This is a genomic window from Xanthomonas arboricola pv. guizotiae, assembly GCF_002940205.1.
GTDB classification, from domain to species: Bacteria; Pseudomonadota; Gammaproteobacteria; order Xanthomonadales; family Xanthomonadaceae; genus Xanthomonas; species Xanthomonas arboricola_C.
In genome coordinates, this window is record NZ_MDSK01000023.1 from 1 (window position 1) to 18,074 (window position 18,074).

At 64.9% G+C, this 18,074-nt stretch carries 13 protein-coding genes; 9 read left to right on the forward strand and 4 right to left on the reverse strand.

Annotated features, from left to right (window positions below; all coding sequences use genetic code 11):
- Positions 1-484: 484 nt before the first annotated feature.
- The 8 genes from XarbCFBP7408_RS14260 to XarbCFBP7408_RS14295 all read left to right on the forward strand — a co-directional run bounded on the left by XarbCFBP7408_RS14260 (position 485) and on the right by XarbCFBP7408_RS14295 (position 10,010).
- Positions 485-1,270 carry a flagellar brake protein gene (locus tag XarbCFBP7408_RS14260; RefSeq protein ID WP_181106951.1) on the forward strand — a complete coding sequence of 262 codons (786 nt, stop codon included), beginning with the start codon at positions 485-487 and terminating at the stop codon, positions 1,268-1,270.
- Positions 1,271-1,401: 131 nt separating this feature from the next.
- Positions 1,402-1,887: a chemotaxis protein CheW gene (locus XarbCFBP7408_RS14265; protein ID WP_016904902.1), complete on the forward strand. Its 486-nt coding sequence runs from the start codon at positions 1,402-1,404 to the stop codon at positions 1,885-1,887.
- A gap of 171 nt (positions 1,888-2,058) precedes the next feature.
- Positions 2,059-2,442: a hypothetical protein gene (locus XarbCFBP7408_RS14270; RefSeq protein WP_003486337.1), complete on the forward strand. Its 384-nt coding sequence runs from the start codon at positions 2,059-2,061 to the stop codon at positions 2,440-2,442.
- A gap of 85 nt (positions 2,443-2,527) precedes the next feature.
- A complete protein-coding gene (locus XarbCFBP7408_RS14275) occupies positions 2,528-4,906 on the forward strand; it encodes a methyl-accepting chemotaxis protein (RefSeq protein WP_181106949.1) in 2,379 nt (792 codons plus the stop codon).
- A 237-nt stretch (positions 4,907-5,143) separates the two neighbouring features.
- On the forward strand, positions 5,144-6,010 hold the full coding sequence (locus XarbCFBP7408_RS14280) for a CheR family methyltransferase (RefSeq protein WP_104563524.1): 867 nt from the start codon (positions 5,144-5,146) through the stop codon (positions 6,008-6,010).
- Complete coding sequence (gene cheD / locus XarbCFBP7408_RS14285) at positions 6,007-6,603, forward strand: chemoreceptor glutamine deamidase CheD (RefSeq protein ID WP_024937701.1); 597 nt, start codon at positions 6,007-6,009, stop codon at positions 6,601-6,603. The genes XarbCFBP7408_RS14280 and cheD overlap by 4 nt, the downstream gene beginning before the upstream one ends.
- Positions 6,600-7,676 (forward strand): protein-glutamate methylesterase/protein-glutamine glutaminase, encoded by a 1,077-nt coding sequence (locus tag XarbCFBP7408_RS14290; RefSeq protein ID WP_104563525.1) that lies wholly within the window; start codon positions 6,600-6,602, stop codon positions 7,674-7,676. Before cheD ends, XarbCFBP7408_RS14290 begins: the two co-directional genes overlap by 4 nt.
- 6 nt (positions 7,677-7,682) lie before the next feature.
- Complete coding sequence (locus tag XarbCFBP7408_RS14295) at positions 7,683-10,010, forward strand: EAL domain-containing protein (protein ID WP_181106946.1); 2,328 nt, start codon at positions 7,683-7,685, stop codon at positions 10,008-10,010.
- A 336-nt stretch (positions 10,011-10,346) separates the two neighbouring features.
- Here the strand turns inward: XarbCFBP7408_RS14295 and XarbCFBP7408_RS14300 are convergent, their stop codons facing one another.
- The 4 genes from XarbCFBP7408_RS14300 to XarbCFBP7408_RS14315 all read right to left on the reverse strand — a co-directional run bounded on the left by XarbCFBP7408_RS14300 (position 10,347) and on the right by XarbCFBP7408_RS14315 (position 14,718).
- Positions 10,347-11,228 (reverse strand): alpha/beta fold hydrolase, encoded by an 882-nt coding sequence (locus XarbCFBP7408_RS14300; protein ID WP_258072140.1) that lies wholly within the window; start codon positions 11,226-11,228, stop codon positions 10,347-10,349.
- A 194-nt stretch (positions 11,229-11,422) separates the two neighbouring features.
- Complete coding sequence (gene acnB / locus XarbCFBP7408_RS14305; RefSeq protein ID WP_104563528.1) at positions 11,423-14,014, reverse strand: bifunctional aconitate hydratase 2/2-methylisocitrate dehydratase; 2,592 nt, start codon at positions 14,012-14,014, stop codon at positions 11,423-11,425.
- A 48-nt stretch (positions 14,015-14,062) separates the two neighbouring features.
- Positions 14,063-14,473 carry a type II toxin-antitoxin system VapC family toxin gene (locus tag XarbCFBP7408_RS14310; protein ID WP_024937706.1) on the reverse strand — a complete coding sequence of 137 codons (411 nt, stop codon included), beginning with the start codon at positions 14,471-14,473 and terminating at the stop codon, positions 14,063-14,065.
- Positions 14,470-14,718: an AbrB/MazE/SpoVT family DNA-binding domain-containing protein gene (locus XarbCFBP7408_RS14315; protein ID WP_016903180.1), complete on the reverse strand. Its 249-nt coding sequence runs from the start codon at positions 14,716-14,718 to the stop codon at positions 14,470-14,472. The genes XarbCFBP7408_RS14310 and XarbCFBP7408_RS14315 overlap by 4 nt, the downstream gene beginning before the upstream one ends.
- A gap of 151 nt (positions 14,719-14,869) precedes the next feature.
- Between XarbCFBP7408_RS14315 and acnA the strand changes: the two genes are divergently transcribed.
- Positions 14,870-17,638, forward strand: coding sequence for an aconitate hydratase AcnA (acnA, locus tag XarbCFBP7408_RS14320; RefSeq protein ID WP_104563529.1), 2,769 nt, complete (start codon positions 14,870-14,872; stop codon positions 17,636-17,638).
- Positions 17,639-18,074: the final 436 nt, after the last annotated feature.

The window sequence follows — 18,074 nt, forward strand, 5'->3', positions numbered from 1 at the left end:
TCCAAAGCGCACTAGGGATCTCGTTGCGACGTGTCATGCCGGCAATGTTGTCGCCGACTCAACAGAATTCAAGGGTTTTGTTAGCCGCTCTTATATATTTGCACTACCCAAGTCCATCGAAACACGGCAACTAAAAAAGAGGCCTGGAACCGTGCACACCGACCATTTCCACTGGTCCCTGTCCGCCCACCGTCGCGGGACCTTGCGCGGCATGGATGCCGCGCCACCGCCTAGATGGATGTACTTGCAGCGTGTTCTGCGATGGCGGGCGGGCAAGGGCCCTGCAGCCAAGCGGCAGCACCACGCGCTCTACACTTGATCCATGTGCACTATCCAGCCACTGGGAACACAACGCCCAAAGCAACCAGGACTTCACGCGATCGTGTTTGTCAGCCGCTGTTAAAGATTTCGTTTTACCGCCGATATCAAGGCGACGCCGGGACAACCGTTCCGGCGGCTTCCCGCATCTACTGTGCCTGTGCCCATGTCCCAAGGCGATACCTCCGAGCTGGACCACGACGCCGACCACCTCGCCGAAGGCGACGAGCGCTATCTGCTACGCAACAAACGGCAGATCCGTGGCCTGCTGCGCCAGTTGCTCGACCAGCGCGCCATCGTGACCATGCATGTGGCCGGGCGCGACATGGCCGTGCCCACCGCCGTGCTCGAGGTGGACGAAGACGACGACTGCGTGATTCTGGACGGCAGCCATAACGAGGCCTCCAACCGCGCCATCCAGGACGCCAAGTACCTGCTGTGCTACGCACAACTGGAACGGGTCAATATCCGCTTCCGCCTGGAAACGCCCGAGCGGCTGGAGCGCGACATCCACGTCGCCTTCCGCGCCGAGCTGCCCGAGGCGATGTATCACCTGCAGCGTCGCGAGTCGTACCGGCTGGAAACGCCGATCACCGACTCGCCCGTCTGCATCATTCGCCAGGACGAGGCACAGGGCGGCACTCTCAACCTGCAGCTGCGCGTGATCGATATCAGCAGCGGCGGCCTGGCGGTCTCGCTCACCGACGGCATGCCCCTGCTCGAACCGCAGCGCACCTACCGCAATTGCACGCTGCAACTGCCCGACACCGCGCCGATCACCCTGCCGCTGACGGTGTGCAGCCAGTACAAGCAGACCCTGCCCAACGGCAGCGAAGGTTTCCGTGTCGGCATGCAGTTCAGCGACCTGCCACGCGGTGCCGACGAGACCATCCAGCGCTACATCTTCCGGGTCGACCGCCAGCGCAATGCGCGCAAGAGCGGCGTGTTCTGAACCCGCCCGCACCAGCCATGGCGCGCGGCTAAAGTTGCCCTGCGCTGCGCCGATGTTGCTAGGGCAATCCTCATCCGCATGCTTTTCCCATCGCTGCAATCCGACACTCAGCCGCAACGCCCGGAGTTTCCATGAACGACAAAAGCACGACCACCGGCACCGGTGGTGAATTCCTCAGCTTCGCCTTGGGCGAAGAACACTACGGCGTGGACATCCTGAAGGTGCAGGAAATCCGCGGCTACGATTCGGTCACCCGCCTGCCCGACGCACCGGACTACATCAAGGGTGTGATCAACCTGCGCGGCACCATCGTGCCGGTGATCGACCTGCGCCTGAAGCTGCGCCTGAAAGAAGCGCGCTACGACGCCTTCACCGTGATGATCGTGCTCAACGTCGAAGACCGCGTGGTCGGCATCGTGGTGGACAGCGTCTCGGACGTGATTCCGCTCAACGACGACCAGATCCGCCCCACCCCCGAATTCGGCGCCTCGGTCGACACCCGCTTCATCTCGGGCATCGGCACCCAGGACGATCGCATGCTGATCCTGCTCGATATCGAGACCTTGCTGGACAGCACCGAGCTCGGTCAGCAGCAACTGGCCGAAGAAGCGGCCTGATTCAGACCATCTGGTGTCGGGAGCTTCCCGACACGAGACACACAACGAAGTTGAAGTGTGATTGAAATCACGTTTTTCGGATTCAAGTTGAACGGCGGCTAGCCGATAGCTGAATAGAAGCCCGCGTCCACAAACGGGTCACCGTTCGACTTTTGATTCTGGAGAATCCCAATGAAGTTCCTGCTCTCGCTCCTCCCCGTCGCTGCTCTCGTGATCGTCGCTCCCACGCTGTCGGCTCAGTCGCAGGAAATGATTCCGCCGGAAATGGCGACCCGTTTCGTCGGCAAGGACGGCATGGTGTGCGGCAAGGTCGAAAAGGCCAAGTACGCCCAGAGCTCCGAAGGTGAACCCACCTTCCTGTACATGGGCGGCATGTTCCCGCGTCACACCTTCTCGGCCCGCATCGACGGCGCCAACCGCGGCAAGTTCAGCTTTGCCCCGGAAACCCTGGAAGGCAAGGACGTGTGTGTGCTCGGCAAGATCCAGCGTGACAGCTCGCGTGCCGAAATCGAAGTCAGCTCACCGGCCAGCCTGAAGTTGGCCACCATCAAGTAATCGCCTCGCAGATCGCCACGCCCTCGCGCGTGGCGATCTGCCGTTTGCGGTTATGCGCACTGACTTCTACCGGGGAATCGTGTCAATGCAATGGATCAACAATCTGAAATTGATGCCCAAGCTGATGCTGGCGTTCGGCATCGTGCTGCTGATCATGCTGGTGCAGGGCATCATCGCCTATGCGGGCCTGGCGTCGCTCAATAACGTCACCCGCGACCTGGCCGGCAACACCATGTCCAGCGTGCGCGAAGCAGGCGACCTGCGCGGCATGCTCGGCGAATATCGAAATGCGGCCTACCAGAATCTGGTGCGCGCCAGCGACTCGGTCAAGCAGGAAGCCAAGGTCCGCGCCAAGCGGCTCCATGGCGAAATCGATGCCACGATCAAGGGCTACCCCCGCCTGATCGAGAGCCCGCAGCAGAAGAAATTGTTCGACGTGTTCGTGGCGGACTGGAAGAAGGCAGCGGAGTCCTACGCCAGCGTCGATGAAATGATCGAGCTCAACCTGCCCGACGACGCCATCGACACCTTCGTCGGCGAGACCCGCACCCTGCACAACAAGGCCAAGGATTCGCTGGCCGCATTGATCACCGAAGACAACAAGTTGGCGCAGGCTGCAAAGAGCAAGGCCGAAAAAGTCCATGCCACCTCGGTCTCGTTGACGGTGATGGTGCTGTTGATCGGCATCGTCGGCGGCCTGGGCCTGGCGTTCCTGTTCGCACGCTCCATCGTCAAGAGCATGCGTGGCGCCGTTTCCACCGCCACCGAAATCGCCAGCGGCAAGCTCGACGGCCAGATCAATGTGCAGGGCCAGGACGAAGTGGGCGAACTGATGCGCTCCATGCACCGCATGCAGCGCGACCTGAAGGAACGCATCGAACGCGATCAGAAGATCGCCGACGAAAACCTGCGTATCCGTACCGCACTGGACGAATCCTCCACCGGCACCTTCATCACCAATGCCGATCGCACCATCATCTACGCCAACGAGGCGTTCATGAAGATCGTGACGCATTACGAAGGCAGCATCCGCCTGGCATCGTCCGACTTCGATGCGAACAAGATCATCGGCCAGCACATCAGCTATCTCGGCCTGCCCGAATCGACCGTGCGCAAGGCCATCGCAGCACTGGAACGCGACGGCATCACCAGCTTCGAAGAGCGCTATGGCGAGTTCGTGGTGACCCAGACCGTTACCTCGATCAAGAACGAGCACGGCGAAAGCACCGGCGAAGTCTGCGAATGGCGCGACCGCACCATCGAAGTCCAGGTCGAAGAAGAAGTCGCCCGCATCGTGCGTGCTGCCGCCAGCGGCGACATGAGTGGGCGGGTGGAAACCGACGGCAAGCAGGGCTTCTTCCTGCAGCTGGCGCAACAGCTCAACGGCCTGCTGGATGCCAACGCCGGCAGCCTGGAGCAGATTTCCGCATTGCTGTCGGCGCTGTCGCGTGGTGACCTGACCGTACGCATGCACGGCGAGTTCAGCGGCGTGTTCGCGCAGATGCGTGACGATGCCAATGCCACCGCCGAGCAGTTGGCCGACATCGTCGGACGCATCAAGGTCTCGTCCACCGCGATCAACTCGGCCGCCGGCGAGATCGCCTCCGGCAACAGCGACCTGTCGCACCGCACCGAACAGCAGGCCGCCAACCTGGAAGAAACCGCCGCCTCGATGGAGGAGCTGACCTCGACCGTCAAGCAGAACGCCGAAAGCGCCCGTCAGGCCAACCAGTTGGCCATCGGCGCCACCGGCGTGGCCTCGCAGGGCGGCGAAGTGGTGTCGCAGGTGGTCACCACGATGTCCGGCATCGAAGCCTCGTCCAAGAAAATCGCCGACATCATCTCGGTGATCGATGGCATCGCGTTCCAGACCAACATCCTGGCCTTGAACGCGGCGGTGGAAGCCGCCCGTGCAGGCGAACAGGGCCGCGGCTTTGCCGTGGTCGCCTCGGAAGTGCGTACGCTGGCACAGCGTTCGGCCGGTGCGGCCAAGGAGATCAAGGGCTTGATCGACGACTCCGTGCACAAGGTGGCCGAAGGTTCGGCACTGGTGCGCAAGGCCGGTGCGACCATGGCCGAGATCGTGGCCAGCGTGCAGCGCGTGACCGACATCATGGGCGAGATCTCCGCTGCCTCGCAGGAACAGTCGGCCGGCATCGAGCAGGTCAACCAGACCATCACCCAGATGGACGAAACCACCCAGCAGAACGCCGCCCTGGTGGAAGAAGCCACCGCCGCTGCCCGCTCGATGGAGGAGCAGGCCGGCCACCTGGCCGAAGCGGTGTCGGTGTTCAAGCTGGACGAAGCGGCGCAGGTTGCGCAGACCGCGCGGGGGCGGCCGATCGCCTCGCGCCCGGTTGCAGTGAAAAGCGCCGCCAAGCCGGTGGCGCGGGCTGCGGCAAGCGCGTCGCGGCCTGCCAAACCCCAGGCCGCACTGGCCGACGGTAACTGGCAAGAGTTCTGATTCACCGCTGTCACCCACAACGCCCCGGCACTGCCGGGGCGTTGTGCATCTGCCCACCTGCGCCGAGCACGGGGCGCACGATGCCGGAATGACACAGCGTGCAGCCTGCAGCGGCTGGCAAACGCCACCGCCCTGCCCCAGCACACTGCAGACCGAACCCAACCGCGTGCAATCCACGCATTGACGCTTCAGTTGCGCGGCTCCGTGGCCGATATCCAGTTATAGCTCACGACGCGTATGGATATGACGACCACGACTTCCGCTTCAGACACACGCGAATTTGATTTCGGCGACCGCGATTTCAAACGCGTCTGCGACCTGATCTATCAGCGTGTCGGCATCGCCCTGGCTCCGGCCAAGCGCGACATGGTGTATGGCCGGCTGTCGCGTCGCCTGCGCGTGCTCGGCCTGCGCTCGTTCCGCGATTATCTCGATCAGCTCGAAGCCGGCAACGACGAGGAGGAATGGCAGGCGTTCACCAACGCGCTGACCACCAATCTGACCGCGTTCTTCCGCGAGCCGCACCACTTCGACAAACTGCGCGAAGAACTGCAAAAGCGCGCCTCGCAGGCGCCGTTGAAGATCTGGTCGTGCGCGGCCTCCACCGGCGAGGAGCCCTACTCCATCGCCATCACCGCCTGCGAAGCCTTCGGCACCCTGACCCCGCCGGTCAGCATCGTCGCCACCGACGTCGACACCCAGGTGCTGGAGACCGCCTCGCGCGGCGTCTACGCCATCGACCGCGTCGCCTCGCTGGACGCATCGATCAAGCGCAAGTACTTCCAGCGCGGCAGCGGTCCCAACGAGGGCAAGTGCCGGGTCATTCCGGCGCTGCGCCAACTCATCGAATACCGCCAGCTGAACCTGCTGGCACCGCGTTACGACGTCGGCGGCCCGTACGCGGCGCTGTTCTGCCGCAACGTGATGATCTATTTCGACAAGCCGACCCAGCGCGGCATCCTGTCGCGGCTGGTCAGCCACATGGGCGACGACGGTCTGCTCTACACCGGGCATTCGGAGAACTACCTGCACGCGGCCGATCTGATCCAGCCGTGCGGGCGCACGCTGTATCGGCGCAGCCCGCGCGCGGGAGCGTCCGCATGAGTACCGCCGTGCAGGTCGACGATGTCATGCGCTACCGCGATTCGCGGTTCCAGACCATCACCGCCAAGCTGCTGCCCACCCAGTACCTGGTGGTCGACGACGACACCGCGTTGACGACCACCTTGGGATCGTGCGTTGCCGCCTGCCTGCGCGACCCGGTCCTGAAGATCGGCGGCATGAATCACTTCCTGTTGCCGGAAGGCCAGGTCGGCGATGGCGCACCCGCGCGTTACGGCAGTTATGCAATGGAGTTGCTGATCAACGACATGCTCAAGCGCGGCGCGCACCGCAAACGTATCGAAGCCAAGGTCTTCGGCGGCGCCAACGTGCTCAAGGGCTTCACCAGCAACCCGGTCGGCACCCGCAACGCCGAGTTCGTGCGCCAGTACCTGCAGGCCGAACACATTCCCATCATTGCCGAGGATCTGTGCGGCATCCATCCGCGCAAGGTGTGGTTCTTCCCGACGACCGGACGCGTGGTCGTGCAGCGTTTGCCGCATGCACACGAAGCCGAAGTCGCCGCCGCCGAATCGGCCGTGCGCGCCCGTCTGTCCAAAGCACCGGTTACCGGTGGAGTGGAGTTGTTCGAATGACGCTGGAAACCCCTGTACGCGTACTCATCGTCGACGACTCGGCGGTCGTACGCCAGATGCTGACCGAAATCCTCTCGCGCGATGCCGGCATTGAGGTGATCGGCTCGGCCGCCGACCCGATCCTGGCGCGCGAAAAGATCAAACGCCTCAATCCGGACGTGATCACGCTGGATGTGGAAATGCCGCGCATGGACGGCCTGGTGTTTCTGGAAAACCTGATGCGCCTGCGCCCCACCCCGGTGGTGATGATTTCGTCGCTGACCGAGCGCGGCGCCGACACCACCTTGCAGGCCTTGTCGCTGGGCGCGGTGGATTTCGTCTCCAAGCCCAAGATCGACGTCGCCCGCGGGCTGGAAGGCTACGCGGAAGAGATCGTCAGCAAGGTCAAGATGGCCTCCAAGGCCAAGGTCAGCGCGCTCAATCGTCCCAGCGCGCCCAAGGTCACCCTGGACATGCAGTCCGCGCCGGTCCCCGGCAGCGCGCTGCGCTTCCGCACCACCGACCGCCTGATCGCCATCGGCGCCTCGGCCGGCGGCACCGAAGCCCTGCGCGTGGTGCTCGAACACATGCCCGCCGATGCCCCGGCGGTGGTGATGACCCAGCATCTGCCGGCCAGCTTCAGCACCGCCTTCGCCGATCGCCTCAATCGCCATTCGGCGATGTCGGTGCGCGAGGCCAGCGATGGCGAGGCGATCCTGCCGGGCCACGCCTACCTGCCGCCGGGCGGCCAGCACTTGCGCATCATCCGCGACGGTGCGCGCTGGCGTTGCCGCATCGACGACGGCCCGCCGGTCAATCGCCACAAGCCGGCGGTGGACGTGCTGTTCCGCTCCGTCGCCGCCAATGCCGGGCCGAATGCGGTCGGCGCCATCCTCACCGGCATGGGCGACGACGGTGCACGCGGCCTGCTGGAAATGCTGCAGGCCGGCGCGCCGACGCTGGTGCAGGACGAAGCCAGCAGCGTGGTGTGGGGCATGCCCGGCGCCGCCTACAAGCTCGGCGCCGCGCAGGAAGTGGTGCCGCTGGACCGCGTTGCCGAGCGCCTGATCGCGCTGTCGGCACAGGCGCGTTGATCCGGCATGACCGTCCGTCCCCCGCATCCGTCTGAACAGGCGGCGGTTCCCGGCGTCGCGGTCACCGCGTCGCTGGCGACGGCGGATAGGCCGGCAGATCACGCGCCCCTCCCCAGGACGCTCAAGGCGGGCCCGATCACCGCTGGCGTGAGCAGGCCGGACGAACATCCCGACGCCACGCGCTCGCGCCTGCTGGCCGAAGCGCTGGACGGCAGCAGCAGTGCGATCCTGATCTGCGATCTGCAATCGCGCCTGCTCTACGCCAACGACGGTTTCCAGCGCATGTTCGGCTATACCGAAGCCGAACTGGTCGGCAAGCGCCCGTCCGACGTGCTGACCCGCGCGCAAAGCGACCAGGACGAGGTGGCGCGCATCCGCGACCGCGCCGACGCGTTGCAGCAGACCCAGGCCGACCTGCTGGTGTACCGCAAGGACGGCACACCGCTGTGGATTTCGCTCAACTTCAATCCGATCTACGACGCCAGGCATCTGCCGTCGCATTACGTGGCGGTGCTGACCGACATCACCGACACCAAGATGCATGAGGTGCTGCAGCACCGCGTGCTCGAGGCGCTGGTGCAGGAGCGGCCGCTGATCGAGGTGATGACGCTGATCTGCACCGAGGTCGAGCGCATCGCGCCGGACGTGCTGGCCACGGTCATGAGCGCGGACAATCAGGGCTGCCTGCATTCGCTGGCCGCGCCGAGCCTGCCGCCGGAATACGCCGATGCGGTCAATGGGCTGAAGATCGGCCCGGGTGCGGGCGCCTGCGGCACGGCCGCCTGGCGCGGCCGCGCGGTGATGGTGGAAGACATCGCCACCGACCCGCTGTTTGCGCAATTCCGCGACCTGCTGCTGCCGATGGGTCTGCACGCGTGCTGGAGCACGCCGATCCGCTCCAACAGCGCACGCGTGCTCGGTACCTTCGCGTTGTACTACCGCAAGGCGCAGCGTGCCGATGCCTGGCACGTACGCCTCACCGATCTGTGCCAGCAGTTGTGCACGCTGGCGCTGGAACGCGAACAGATCCGCCAACGCGTGCATCAACTCGCGTTCTACGATGCGCTGACCGGCCTGCCCAACCGCATCATGTTCAGCGCACGCGCCGAGCAGGCGCTGACGCAGGCCGAATACGCCGGCGAACCTGCCACGTTGATGTTCATCAACATCGACCGCTTCAAGTTGATCAACGACAGCCAGGGCCACGCCGCCGGCGATGGCCTGTTGCGCGACATCGCCTTGCGCATCGGCGAGCAGCTGACCGCCACCGCCATGCTGGCGCGCCTGGCCGGCGACGAATTCGCGCTTGCACTGCCGCAATGCAGCGCCGAGCAGGCCAGTGCCGCCGCAGAACGCGTGCTGGGCACCATTGCCAGGCCGCTGCCGGTTGGGCACATGACGGTGCATCCGTCGGCCAGCATCGGCGTGGCGATGTTTCCCGAGGACGGCCGCGACATCAACATCCTGCTGCGGCATGCCGATCTGGCCATGAACCGCGCCAAGCAGGAAGGCGGCGGACGGTTCCGCTTCTTCAGCTCCGACATGAACCGCATGGCGCAGGAGCGCGTTGCACTGGAAGCGGAACTGCGCCAGGCGATCGACCGCGATCAGCTGCAGTTGCACTACCAGCCGCAATTGCACAGCGCCGCGCCGCACGCGCTGTACGGCGTGGAAGCGCTGTTGCGCTGGAATCATCCGCAACTGGGCGCCATTTCGCCGGCACGGTTCCTGCCCGTGGCCGAAGAGCAAGGCATGATGCCGCAGATCAACGACTGGGTACTGCGCAGCGCATGCCGGCAGGTTGCCGATTGGCGCAAGCGCGGCGTACCGGTGGCACGCGTCTCGGTGAATCTGTCGGCCAGCAGTTTCGAAAGTCCGCGCATGCTGTCGGATCTGCTCCGGCTCATCGCCGACATGGGCGTGCAGCCCTCCGACCTGACCCTGGAACTGACCGAAAGCGTGATGCTGTCCGGGCAGCCCGGCGTGCTGGAAAACCTGCACGCCATCCGCGAAGCCGGCATCTCGTTGTCGCTGGACGACTTCGGCACCGGCTATTCCAGCCTGAGCCACCTGCATCGCCTGCCGATCGACGAACTCAAGCTGGACATGAGCTTCGTGCGCGACATCGAACACAGCGAAGACGCCCGCGCCCTCACCACCTCGGTGCTGCGCATCGGCGAGCATCTGCGCAAGCACGTGGTCGCCGAAGGCGTGGAAAACGAAGCCCAACGCCTGTTCCTCGCCGACCTCGGCTGCGAAGTGCTGCAGGGCTATCTATTTTCGCGGCCGTTGCCGGCAGCGGCACTGGAAGCCTGGCTGGGTGCGCAGCCTTAGCGCGGCTCACGACACTACGTCGTGGTTTGGCAGGCCGTTCTCATAGCGTTCTACGCTCGCATCAACAGATCGAAGCAAACTGCCAGAAGGCAAATCATCTGATTTGGTGCTTCGGTGCAGGGCCCTTGCCCGCCCCCCTCGCAGGACACGCCGCAAGTACGTCCCTGTAGGACCTTACGCGGCATCCATGCCGCGTAAGGTCCGGCGACGCTGAGCGGGCAAGGACCAAGTGAGGTGGTCGGTGCTCATGATTGCAAGCAGCGCCAAGTGAGGTGGCCGGTGCTCATGCTTGCAAGCAACGCATGGTGTCGTTCTGATCGCCAGATCAGCAGCACATCATGGGAGCGGCGCCTGTGCCTGAACGCTGCCTTCAAGCGCGCGCCTTTGCATCCGCGTCGAATCCGATGCCACGGTGCGCTTCAACCAACCCAGCAACTGCGCGGTGACGAACGCCGGATTCTCCAGCGAGGCGATATGTCCGGCATCGGGGATCAGCTCGTAGTCGCAACCGACCACCTCGGCCATCAACCACAATTCTTCCGGCGGCCGCGCAATGTCGTCTGCGCCACCGAGCAGGAAGGTGCTGGCCGGATCCAGCGCGGACATCGCCTCCAGGCGATTCGCGCGCCCGAAGATCAGCCGGCCCAGCGGCACGATCGAGGTGCGCAACTGCCCGGCCGACATCGCCGCCAGGCACTGCGCAAACGCAGCCGGCAGCGCGGAATTCAGATCGATGCCGGGGCGGAAAAAGGTCGGCACGATCGCCTCGATCAACGCAGGCGTCACCTGCCCGGCTGCTTCGATCGCATCGAGCAAAGCGAAATAACGCGTTTGCGTGGCCTGCGGCTCGGCACCCAGGAAGGTATCCATCAGCACCAGGCTGCGCACACGCTGCGGTGCCAGCAGCGCCAACTCGGCGCCCCACATGCCACCGACCGACAGGCCGACCACTGCGCATTGCGGTAGCTCCAGCGCATCCAGCAACAGCAGCATCTGCCTGGCAAGGTCGCCCACCGTCTGCGTGCCCGCTGGCAGTGCCGCCGATTGCCCGTGCCCCCACAACTCGGGAACGATGACCCGATAGTGCGGCGAGAGGGCCTGGATCTGCGGTTCCCACATGGCCGCGTCCCAGAGATAACTGTGGCCAAGCAACACCGGAAACCCTTGACCGTATTGTGCGTAATGCAGCGTTTGACCAGCGATCGTGCAAGTAGGCATTGGAGATCAATCAGAGCGATGGGAGCGGCCACTCTAGACCCGCCGACTTCAGATTTTTGTTGCAATGCGACAGACGAGTTAACTGCGCTTGCCTTAACTCCCGACATTACGCAGCTGAAACGAAGTCATCGCCCGAATAACGAAAAACGCCCGGCGTTGCCGGGCGTTTTCGAACAGGTGAGCAACCAGCTGGATCAGGCAGCGACGGTGTCGGCCACGTCCTGATATTGCTGGATCTGATCGAAGTTCATGTAGCGGTAGATCTGCTCGCCACTGGTCTTGATCACGCCCACATCGGCCATGTACTCGTCCTTGGTCGGGATGCGGCCCAGACGCGAGCAGATCGCCGCCAGTTCCGCCGAACCCAGGTACACGTTGGTGTTGCGGCCCAGACGATTCGGGAAGTTACGCGTGGAGGTGGAGAACACCGTGGCGCCCTCGCGCGCCTGCGCCTGGTTGCCCATGCACAGCGAGCAGCCCGGCATTTCCATGCGCGCGCCGGCCGCGCCGAAGGTGCCGTAATGGCCTTCCTTGGTCAGCTCGGAGGCATCCATCTTGGTCGGCGGCGCCACCCACAGGCGGGTCGGGATATCGCGCTTGCCTTCCAGCAACTTGGCCGCGGCGCGGAAGTGACCGATGTTGGTCATGCACGAGCCGATGAACACCTCGTCGATCGCCGCGCCAGCCACGTCGGACAGCGTCTTGACGTCGTCCGGGTCGTTCGGGCAGGCCACGATCGGTTCAACGATGTCAGCCAGATCGATCTCGATGACCGCCGCGTATTCGGCGTCGGCATCGGGCTGCAGCAGCTGCGGATCGGCCAGCCACTCTTCCATCTTCTTGATGCGGCGGCCCAGCGTGCGCGCATCGGCATAGCCTTCGGCAATCATCCAGCGCAGCAGGGTGATGTTGCTGGTCAGGTATTCGATGATCGGCGCCTTGTCCAGGTGCACGGTGCAACCGGCCGCCGAACGCTCGGCCGAGGCGTCGGACAGTTCGAACGCCTGCTCCACCTTCAGGTTCGGCAGGCCTTCGATTTCCAGGATGCGGCCGGAGAAGATGTTCTTCTTGCCCTGCTTGGCCACGGTCAGCAGACCGTCCTTGATCGCGTACAGCGGGATCGCGTTGACCAGGTCACGCAGGGTCACGCCCGGCTGCATCTCACCCTTGAAGCGCACGAGCACGCTCTCAGGCATGTCCAGCGGCATCACGCCGGTGGCGGCGGCGAAGGCCACCAGGCCGGAGCCGGCCGGGAACGAAATGCCGATCGGGAAACGCGTGTGCGAGTCGCCACCGGTACCGACGGTGTCGGGCAGCAGCATGCGGTTGAGCCAGCTGTGGATCACGCCGTCGCCCGGGCGCAGCGAGACGCCGCCGCGGGTGGAGATGAACTCCGGCAAGGTGTGGTGGGTCTTGACGTCGACCGGCTTCGGATAGGCGGCGGTGTGGCAGAACGACTGCATCACCAGGTCGGCGGAGAAGCCCAGGCAGGCCAGGTCCTTGAGCTCGTCGCGGGTCATCGGGCCGGTGGTGTCCTGCGAGCCCACCGAGGTCATCTTCGGCTCGCAATAGGTGCCCGGGCGCATGCCCTGGCCTTCCGGCAGGCCGCAGGCGCGGCCGACCATCTTCTGCGCCAGCGAAAAGCCCTTGCCGGTGTCCGGCGGGTCCATCGGCAGGCGGAACAGGTCCGAGGCCGGCAGGCCCAGGAACTCGCGCGCCTTGGCGGTCAGGCCGCGGCCAACGATCAGCGGAATGCGGCCACCGGCGCGCACTTCGTCGAACAGCACATCCGACTTCATCGCGAACTCGGCGATCACCTGCCCGTTCTTCAGCGCCTTGCCGTCGTACGGACGCAGCTCGACCACATCGCCGTGCTCCATCTGCGACACGTCCAGTTCGATCGGCAACGCGCCTGCGTCTTCCATGGTGTTGTAGAAGATCGGGGCGATCTTGCTGCCCAGGCACACGCCACCGAAGCGCTTGTTCGGAATGAACGGAATGTCTTCGCCGGTCCACCACAGCACCGAGTTGGTCGCCGACTTGCGCGAGGAACCGGTACCGACCACATCGCCGACGTAGGCGACCAGATGGCCCTTGTCCTTGAGATCGGCAATCGCCTGGATCGGGCCGCGCTTGCCGTCTTCTTCCGGCTCGAAGGCCGCGCCGTCGCGCTTGTTCTTCAGCATCGCCAGCGCATGCAGCGGGATGTCCGGGCGGGTGGTGGCATCCGGTGCCGGCGACAGGTCGTCGGTATTGGTCTCGCCCGGCACCTTGAACACGGTGACGGTCAGGCTCGGCGGCACTTCCGGCTTGCTGGTGAACCACTCGGCATCGGCCCAGCTCTGCAGCACGGCCTTGGCATGCGCATTACCGGCTTGCGCCTTTTCCTGCACGTCGTGGAAGGCGTCGAACACCAGCAAGGTGTGCTTGAGCGCTTCGGCGGCGGTGGCGCCCAGCTCGGCGTTGTCGAGCAGGTCGATCAACGGCTGGATGTTGTAGCCACCCAGCATGGTGCCGAGCAGCTCGGTGGCACGGGTGGGGCTGATCAGCGCGGTTTTCTCGGTGCCGAAGGCCACCGCGGCCAGGTACGAGGCCTTGACCTTGGCGGCATCGTCGACGCCGGCCGGCACGCGCTGGCTGAGCAGCTCGACCAGGAACTCTTCTTCACCCGCCGGCGGAGCCTTCAGCAGCTCGATGACCTCGGCGGTCTGCTGCGCGGTCAGCGGCAGCGGCGGGATACCGAGCGCGGCGCGCTCTGCAACGTGGTGGCGGTAGGCTTCCAACATGCGGATTCTCCGAAAGACAACAGTGAATGTGTAGACGCGAAACGTGGATCAGCTTGCGGGTTTGGGAACAACGATCTTCAAACCCTTGAAGTAATCGCGGAAGAAGCCCTCGTCGCGGGTGATCAAGCCGTCGCACTGGAGCAGCGCGTGGGCGCCGATCAGGAAATCGGCCACCACCCGCTCGCGCTTGCCGCCGCGCGCGCGGAAGCGCTTGTTCATATGGCCGGCGCGCACCGCCGCCGCTTCCTGGGTGGCTTCGTAGCGCACCCCGATCGAGGCCAGGGTTTCCATCAGGTCGACCTGGGTGTCGAGCATGGCCAGCACTTCGGCCACTACCGCATCGCAGACCACCACCTCGTCGCGCGCCAGCGCATCGCCGATGCAGATCTCCGACACCTCGCCGTAGACCGCATCGCCGACCAGGATGTCCAGCAGCACCGAGGAATCCAGCGCGATCATGGGTCGAACGGGTCCCCGGGGGCGCGGCCGCGGATGGCGCGCATCGCCTCGTCGGTGCTGGTCAGCCCGTCGACCAGCTTGAACTTGCCGCGCACCTTGCGCAGCGCCTCGCTGACGTCCTTGCGCAGGATGATGCGCCCGCCGTCGAGCTCGATCTTGAGCGTGGTGCCCTTGGTCAGGCCCAGGGCATCGCGCACGGCCTTGGGCAAGGTGATCTGCCCGCGTTCGGCAACTGTGGCTTCCATGGAGGTGGCCCCGGCAGAAAGTATGCGCAGATTCTACATACTTGACTTGTCGTACTCAAGGCCACATACCCTGTCCTGCAACCGAACGTACACACTGAATTGGTCACACTGTTCAGAACAGACCTACAGCCTGCAGCCATAGGAGTGATGCATGAGCGATTCCTTTTCCACCCGCACCTCGCTTGAGGTCCATGGCAAGCGCTACGCCTACTACAGCCTGCCGAAGCTGGGCGAGCGCTTCGAGATCGGCCACCTGCCCTACTCGATGAAGATCCTGCTGGAGAACCTGCTCCGGCACGAGGACGGTGGTGTCACCGTCGGCAAGGACCATATCGAAGCGGTCGCCAAGTGGAACCCCACCGCCGAGCCGGATATCGAAATCGCCTTCATGCCGGCCCGCGTGGTGCTGCAGGACTTCACCGGCGTGCCTTGCGTGGTCGACCTGGCGGCGATGCGCGATGCCGTGGTCAAGCTCGGCGGCAACGCCGACCAGATCAACCCGCAGATCCCCTCCGAGCTGGTCATCGACCACTCGGTGCAGGTGGATGTGTTCGGCAAGCCCGACGCGCTCGACCTCAACGGCAAGATCGAATTCCAGCGCAACCAGGAACGCTACGGCTTCCTGCGCTGGGGCCAGAAGGCGTTCGAGAACTTCAAGGTGGTGCCGCCCAACACCGGCATCGTCCACCAGGTGAACCTGGAAAACCTGGCGCGCGTGGTGATGAGCGCGGACGAGGACGGCAGCCTGGTCGCCTACCCGGACACCGTGTTCGGCACCGACAGCCATACCACCATGATCAACGGCATCGGCGTGCTCGGCTGGGGCGTCGGCGGCATCGAGGCAGAGGCCGCAATGCTGGGCCAGCCATCCTCGATGCTGATTCCGCAGGTGGTCGGCTTCAAACTCAGCGGCAAGCTGCCCGAAGGCGCCACCGCCACCGATCTGGTGCTCACCGTTACCCAGATGCTGCGCAAGGCCGGCGTGGTCGGCAAATTCGTCGAGTTCTACGGCGAAGGCCTGCAGCACCTGCCGCTGGCCGACCGCGCCACCATCGGCAACATGGCACCGGAATACGGCGCCACCTGCGGCATCTTCCCGATCGACGACGAATCGCTGACCTATCTGCGCCTGTCCGGCCGCAGCGAGGAGCAGATCGCGCTGGTCGAGGCCTATGCCAAGGCGCAGGGCCTGTGGCACGACGCCAACACCCCGCCGGCGCAGTACAGCGCCACGCTGGAGCTGGACATGGCCGAGGTCAAGCCGTCGCTGGCCGGCCCCAAGCGTCCGCAGGACCGCGTACTGCTGGAAGACATGCAGTCCAACTACCGCGAAAGCCTCAAGCCATTCGCCGACGCGCGCAGCAAGAAGCTCACCGATCTCAAGCAGGAAGACCGTCTCAAGAACGAAGGCGGCGGCGGCACTGCGGTCGGCGCGAAGGCATCCCAGGCCGAAAGCGCCAACGCCAGCGGTGCCGGCTGGCAGCTGCGCGACGGCTCGGTGGTGATTGCCGCGATCACCTCCTGCACCAATACCTCCAACCCGGCAGTGATGCTGGGCGCCGGCCTGCTCGCGCGTAACGCGGCGGCCAAGGGGCTGAAGGCGCAGCCGTGGGTGAAGACCTCGCTCGGGCCAGGCTCGCGCGTGGTCACCGATTACCTGAGCAAGGCCGGCGTGCTCGCCGATCTGGAAACGCTCGGTTTCTACGTGGTCGGCTACGGCTGCACCACCTGTATCGGCAACTCCGGCCCGCTGCCGGACGATGTGTCTGCGGCGATCGCCAAGGACGACCTGGTGGTGTCATCGGTGTTGTCGGGCAACCGCAACTTCGAAGGGCGCGTGCATCCCGAAGTGAAGATGAATTACCTCGCCTCGCCGCCGCTGGTGGTGGCGTACGCGATCGCCGGCACCACCGACATCAACCTCACCACCGATCCGCTGGGTACCGGCAGCGACGGGCAGCCGGTGTATCTGCGCGACATCTGGCCGAGCAACAAGGACATCGGCGACACCATCGCCGCCACCGTCGGCCCGGAAATGTTCAAGCAGAACTACGCCGACGTGTTCAAGGGCGACAGCCGCTGGAACACCATCGCCTCCCCGGATGGTGCGCTGTACGAATGGGACGCGGCCTCGACCTACATCAAGAACCCGCCCTACTTCGACGGCATGACCATGCAGGTCGGCCATGTCGAGGACGTGCACGGCGCGCGCATCATGGGCCTGTTCGGCGACTCGATCACCACCGACCACATCTCCCCGGCCGGCAACATCAAGAAGGATTCGCCGGCGGGCCGTTTCCTGCAGGAGCGCGGCGTGCAGCCGGCCGACTTCAACAGCTACGGCAGCCGCCGCGGCAACGACGACGTGATGGTGCGCGGTACCTTCGCCAACATCCGCATCAAGAACCTGATGTTCGGCGGCGAAGAAGGCGGCAACACGCTGTATTACCCGGCCAATGGCGGCGAGCCGGAAAAACTGGCGATCTACGATGCGGCAGTGAAGTACAAGGCCGAGGGCGTGCCGCTGGTGGTGCTGGCCGGCAAGGAATACGGCACCGGCTCCTCGCGCGACTGGGCGGCCAAGGGCACCAACCTGCTCGGCGTCAAGGCGGTGATCGCCGAGAGCTTCGAGCGTATCCACCGCTCCAACCTGGTCGGCATGGGCGTACTGCCGCTGCAGTTCCTGGACAACGAAAACGCGCAGACGCTGGGCCTGGATGGTTCGGAGGTGCTGGACATCACCGGCCTGCAGGACGGCGCCAGCCGCCGTGCCACCGTGGATGCCAGAAAGTCCGACGGCAGCGTCAAGCAGTTCCAGGTCAAGGTGCTGTTGCTGACGCCCAAGGAAGTGGAGTACTTCAAGCATGGCGGCCTGTTGCAGTACGTACTGCGTCAACTGGCGGCGCGCGAGGCGGCCTGATCGCAAGGCGCGCTGCGCCATCAGCTCGACCGCACTCCCGCCGCCTGGCGGGAGTGCGGTTTCGGCGGCCGGAAGGTGCCGACGCTGGACGGATGAATCCTCGTCGGAGGCAGCAAGAGGCAGCACGCGAACGCAACGCAACGCAACGCAACGGGAAGATACCTAGCCAGCGGACACCGGCCGCGCTCGCCTGGCGATGCGCACACCGCAGTCGCCGCGCTCAGCGCCCTACCGGCTCCCATTGCGCGTGATACAGCTGCCAGTCGTCGTCCTGCAGGCGCCAGCACGACCAAAATCGCGACCAACCCGACCCGCCACCGCGCTTGAATGCTGCTGTGCATCACGCTTCGCCTTTTCCATGCATGACGGTATGCTGCCCACTGTCGTAGTGCCGTGGAACACACCGCGTCACGTACCGAATACCCTGGAGGGGGGC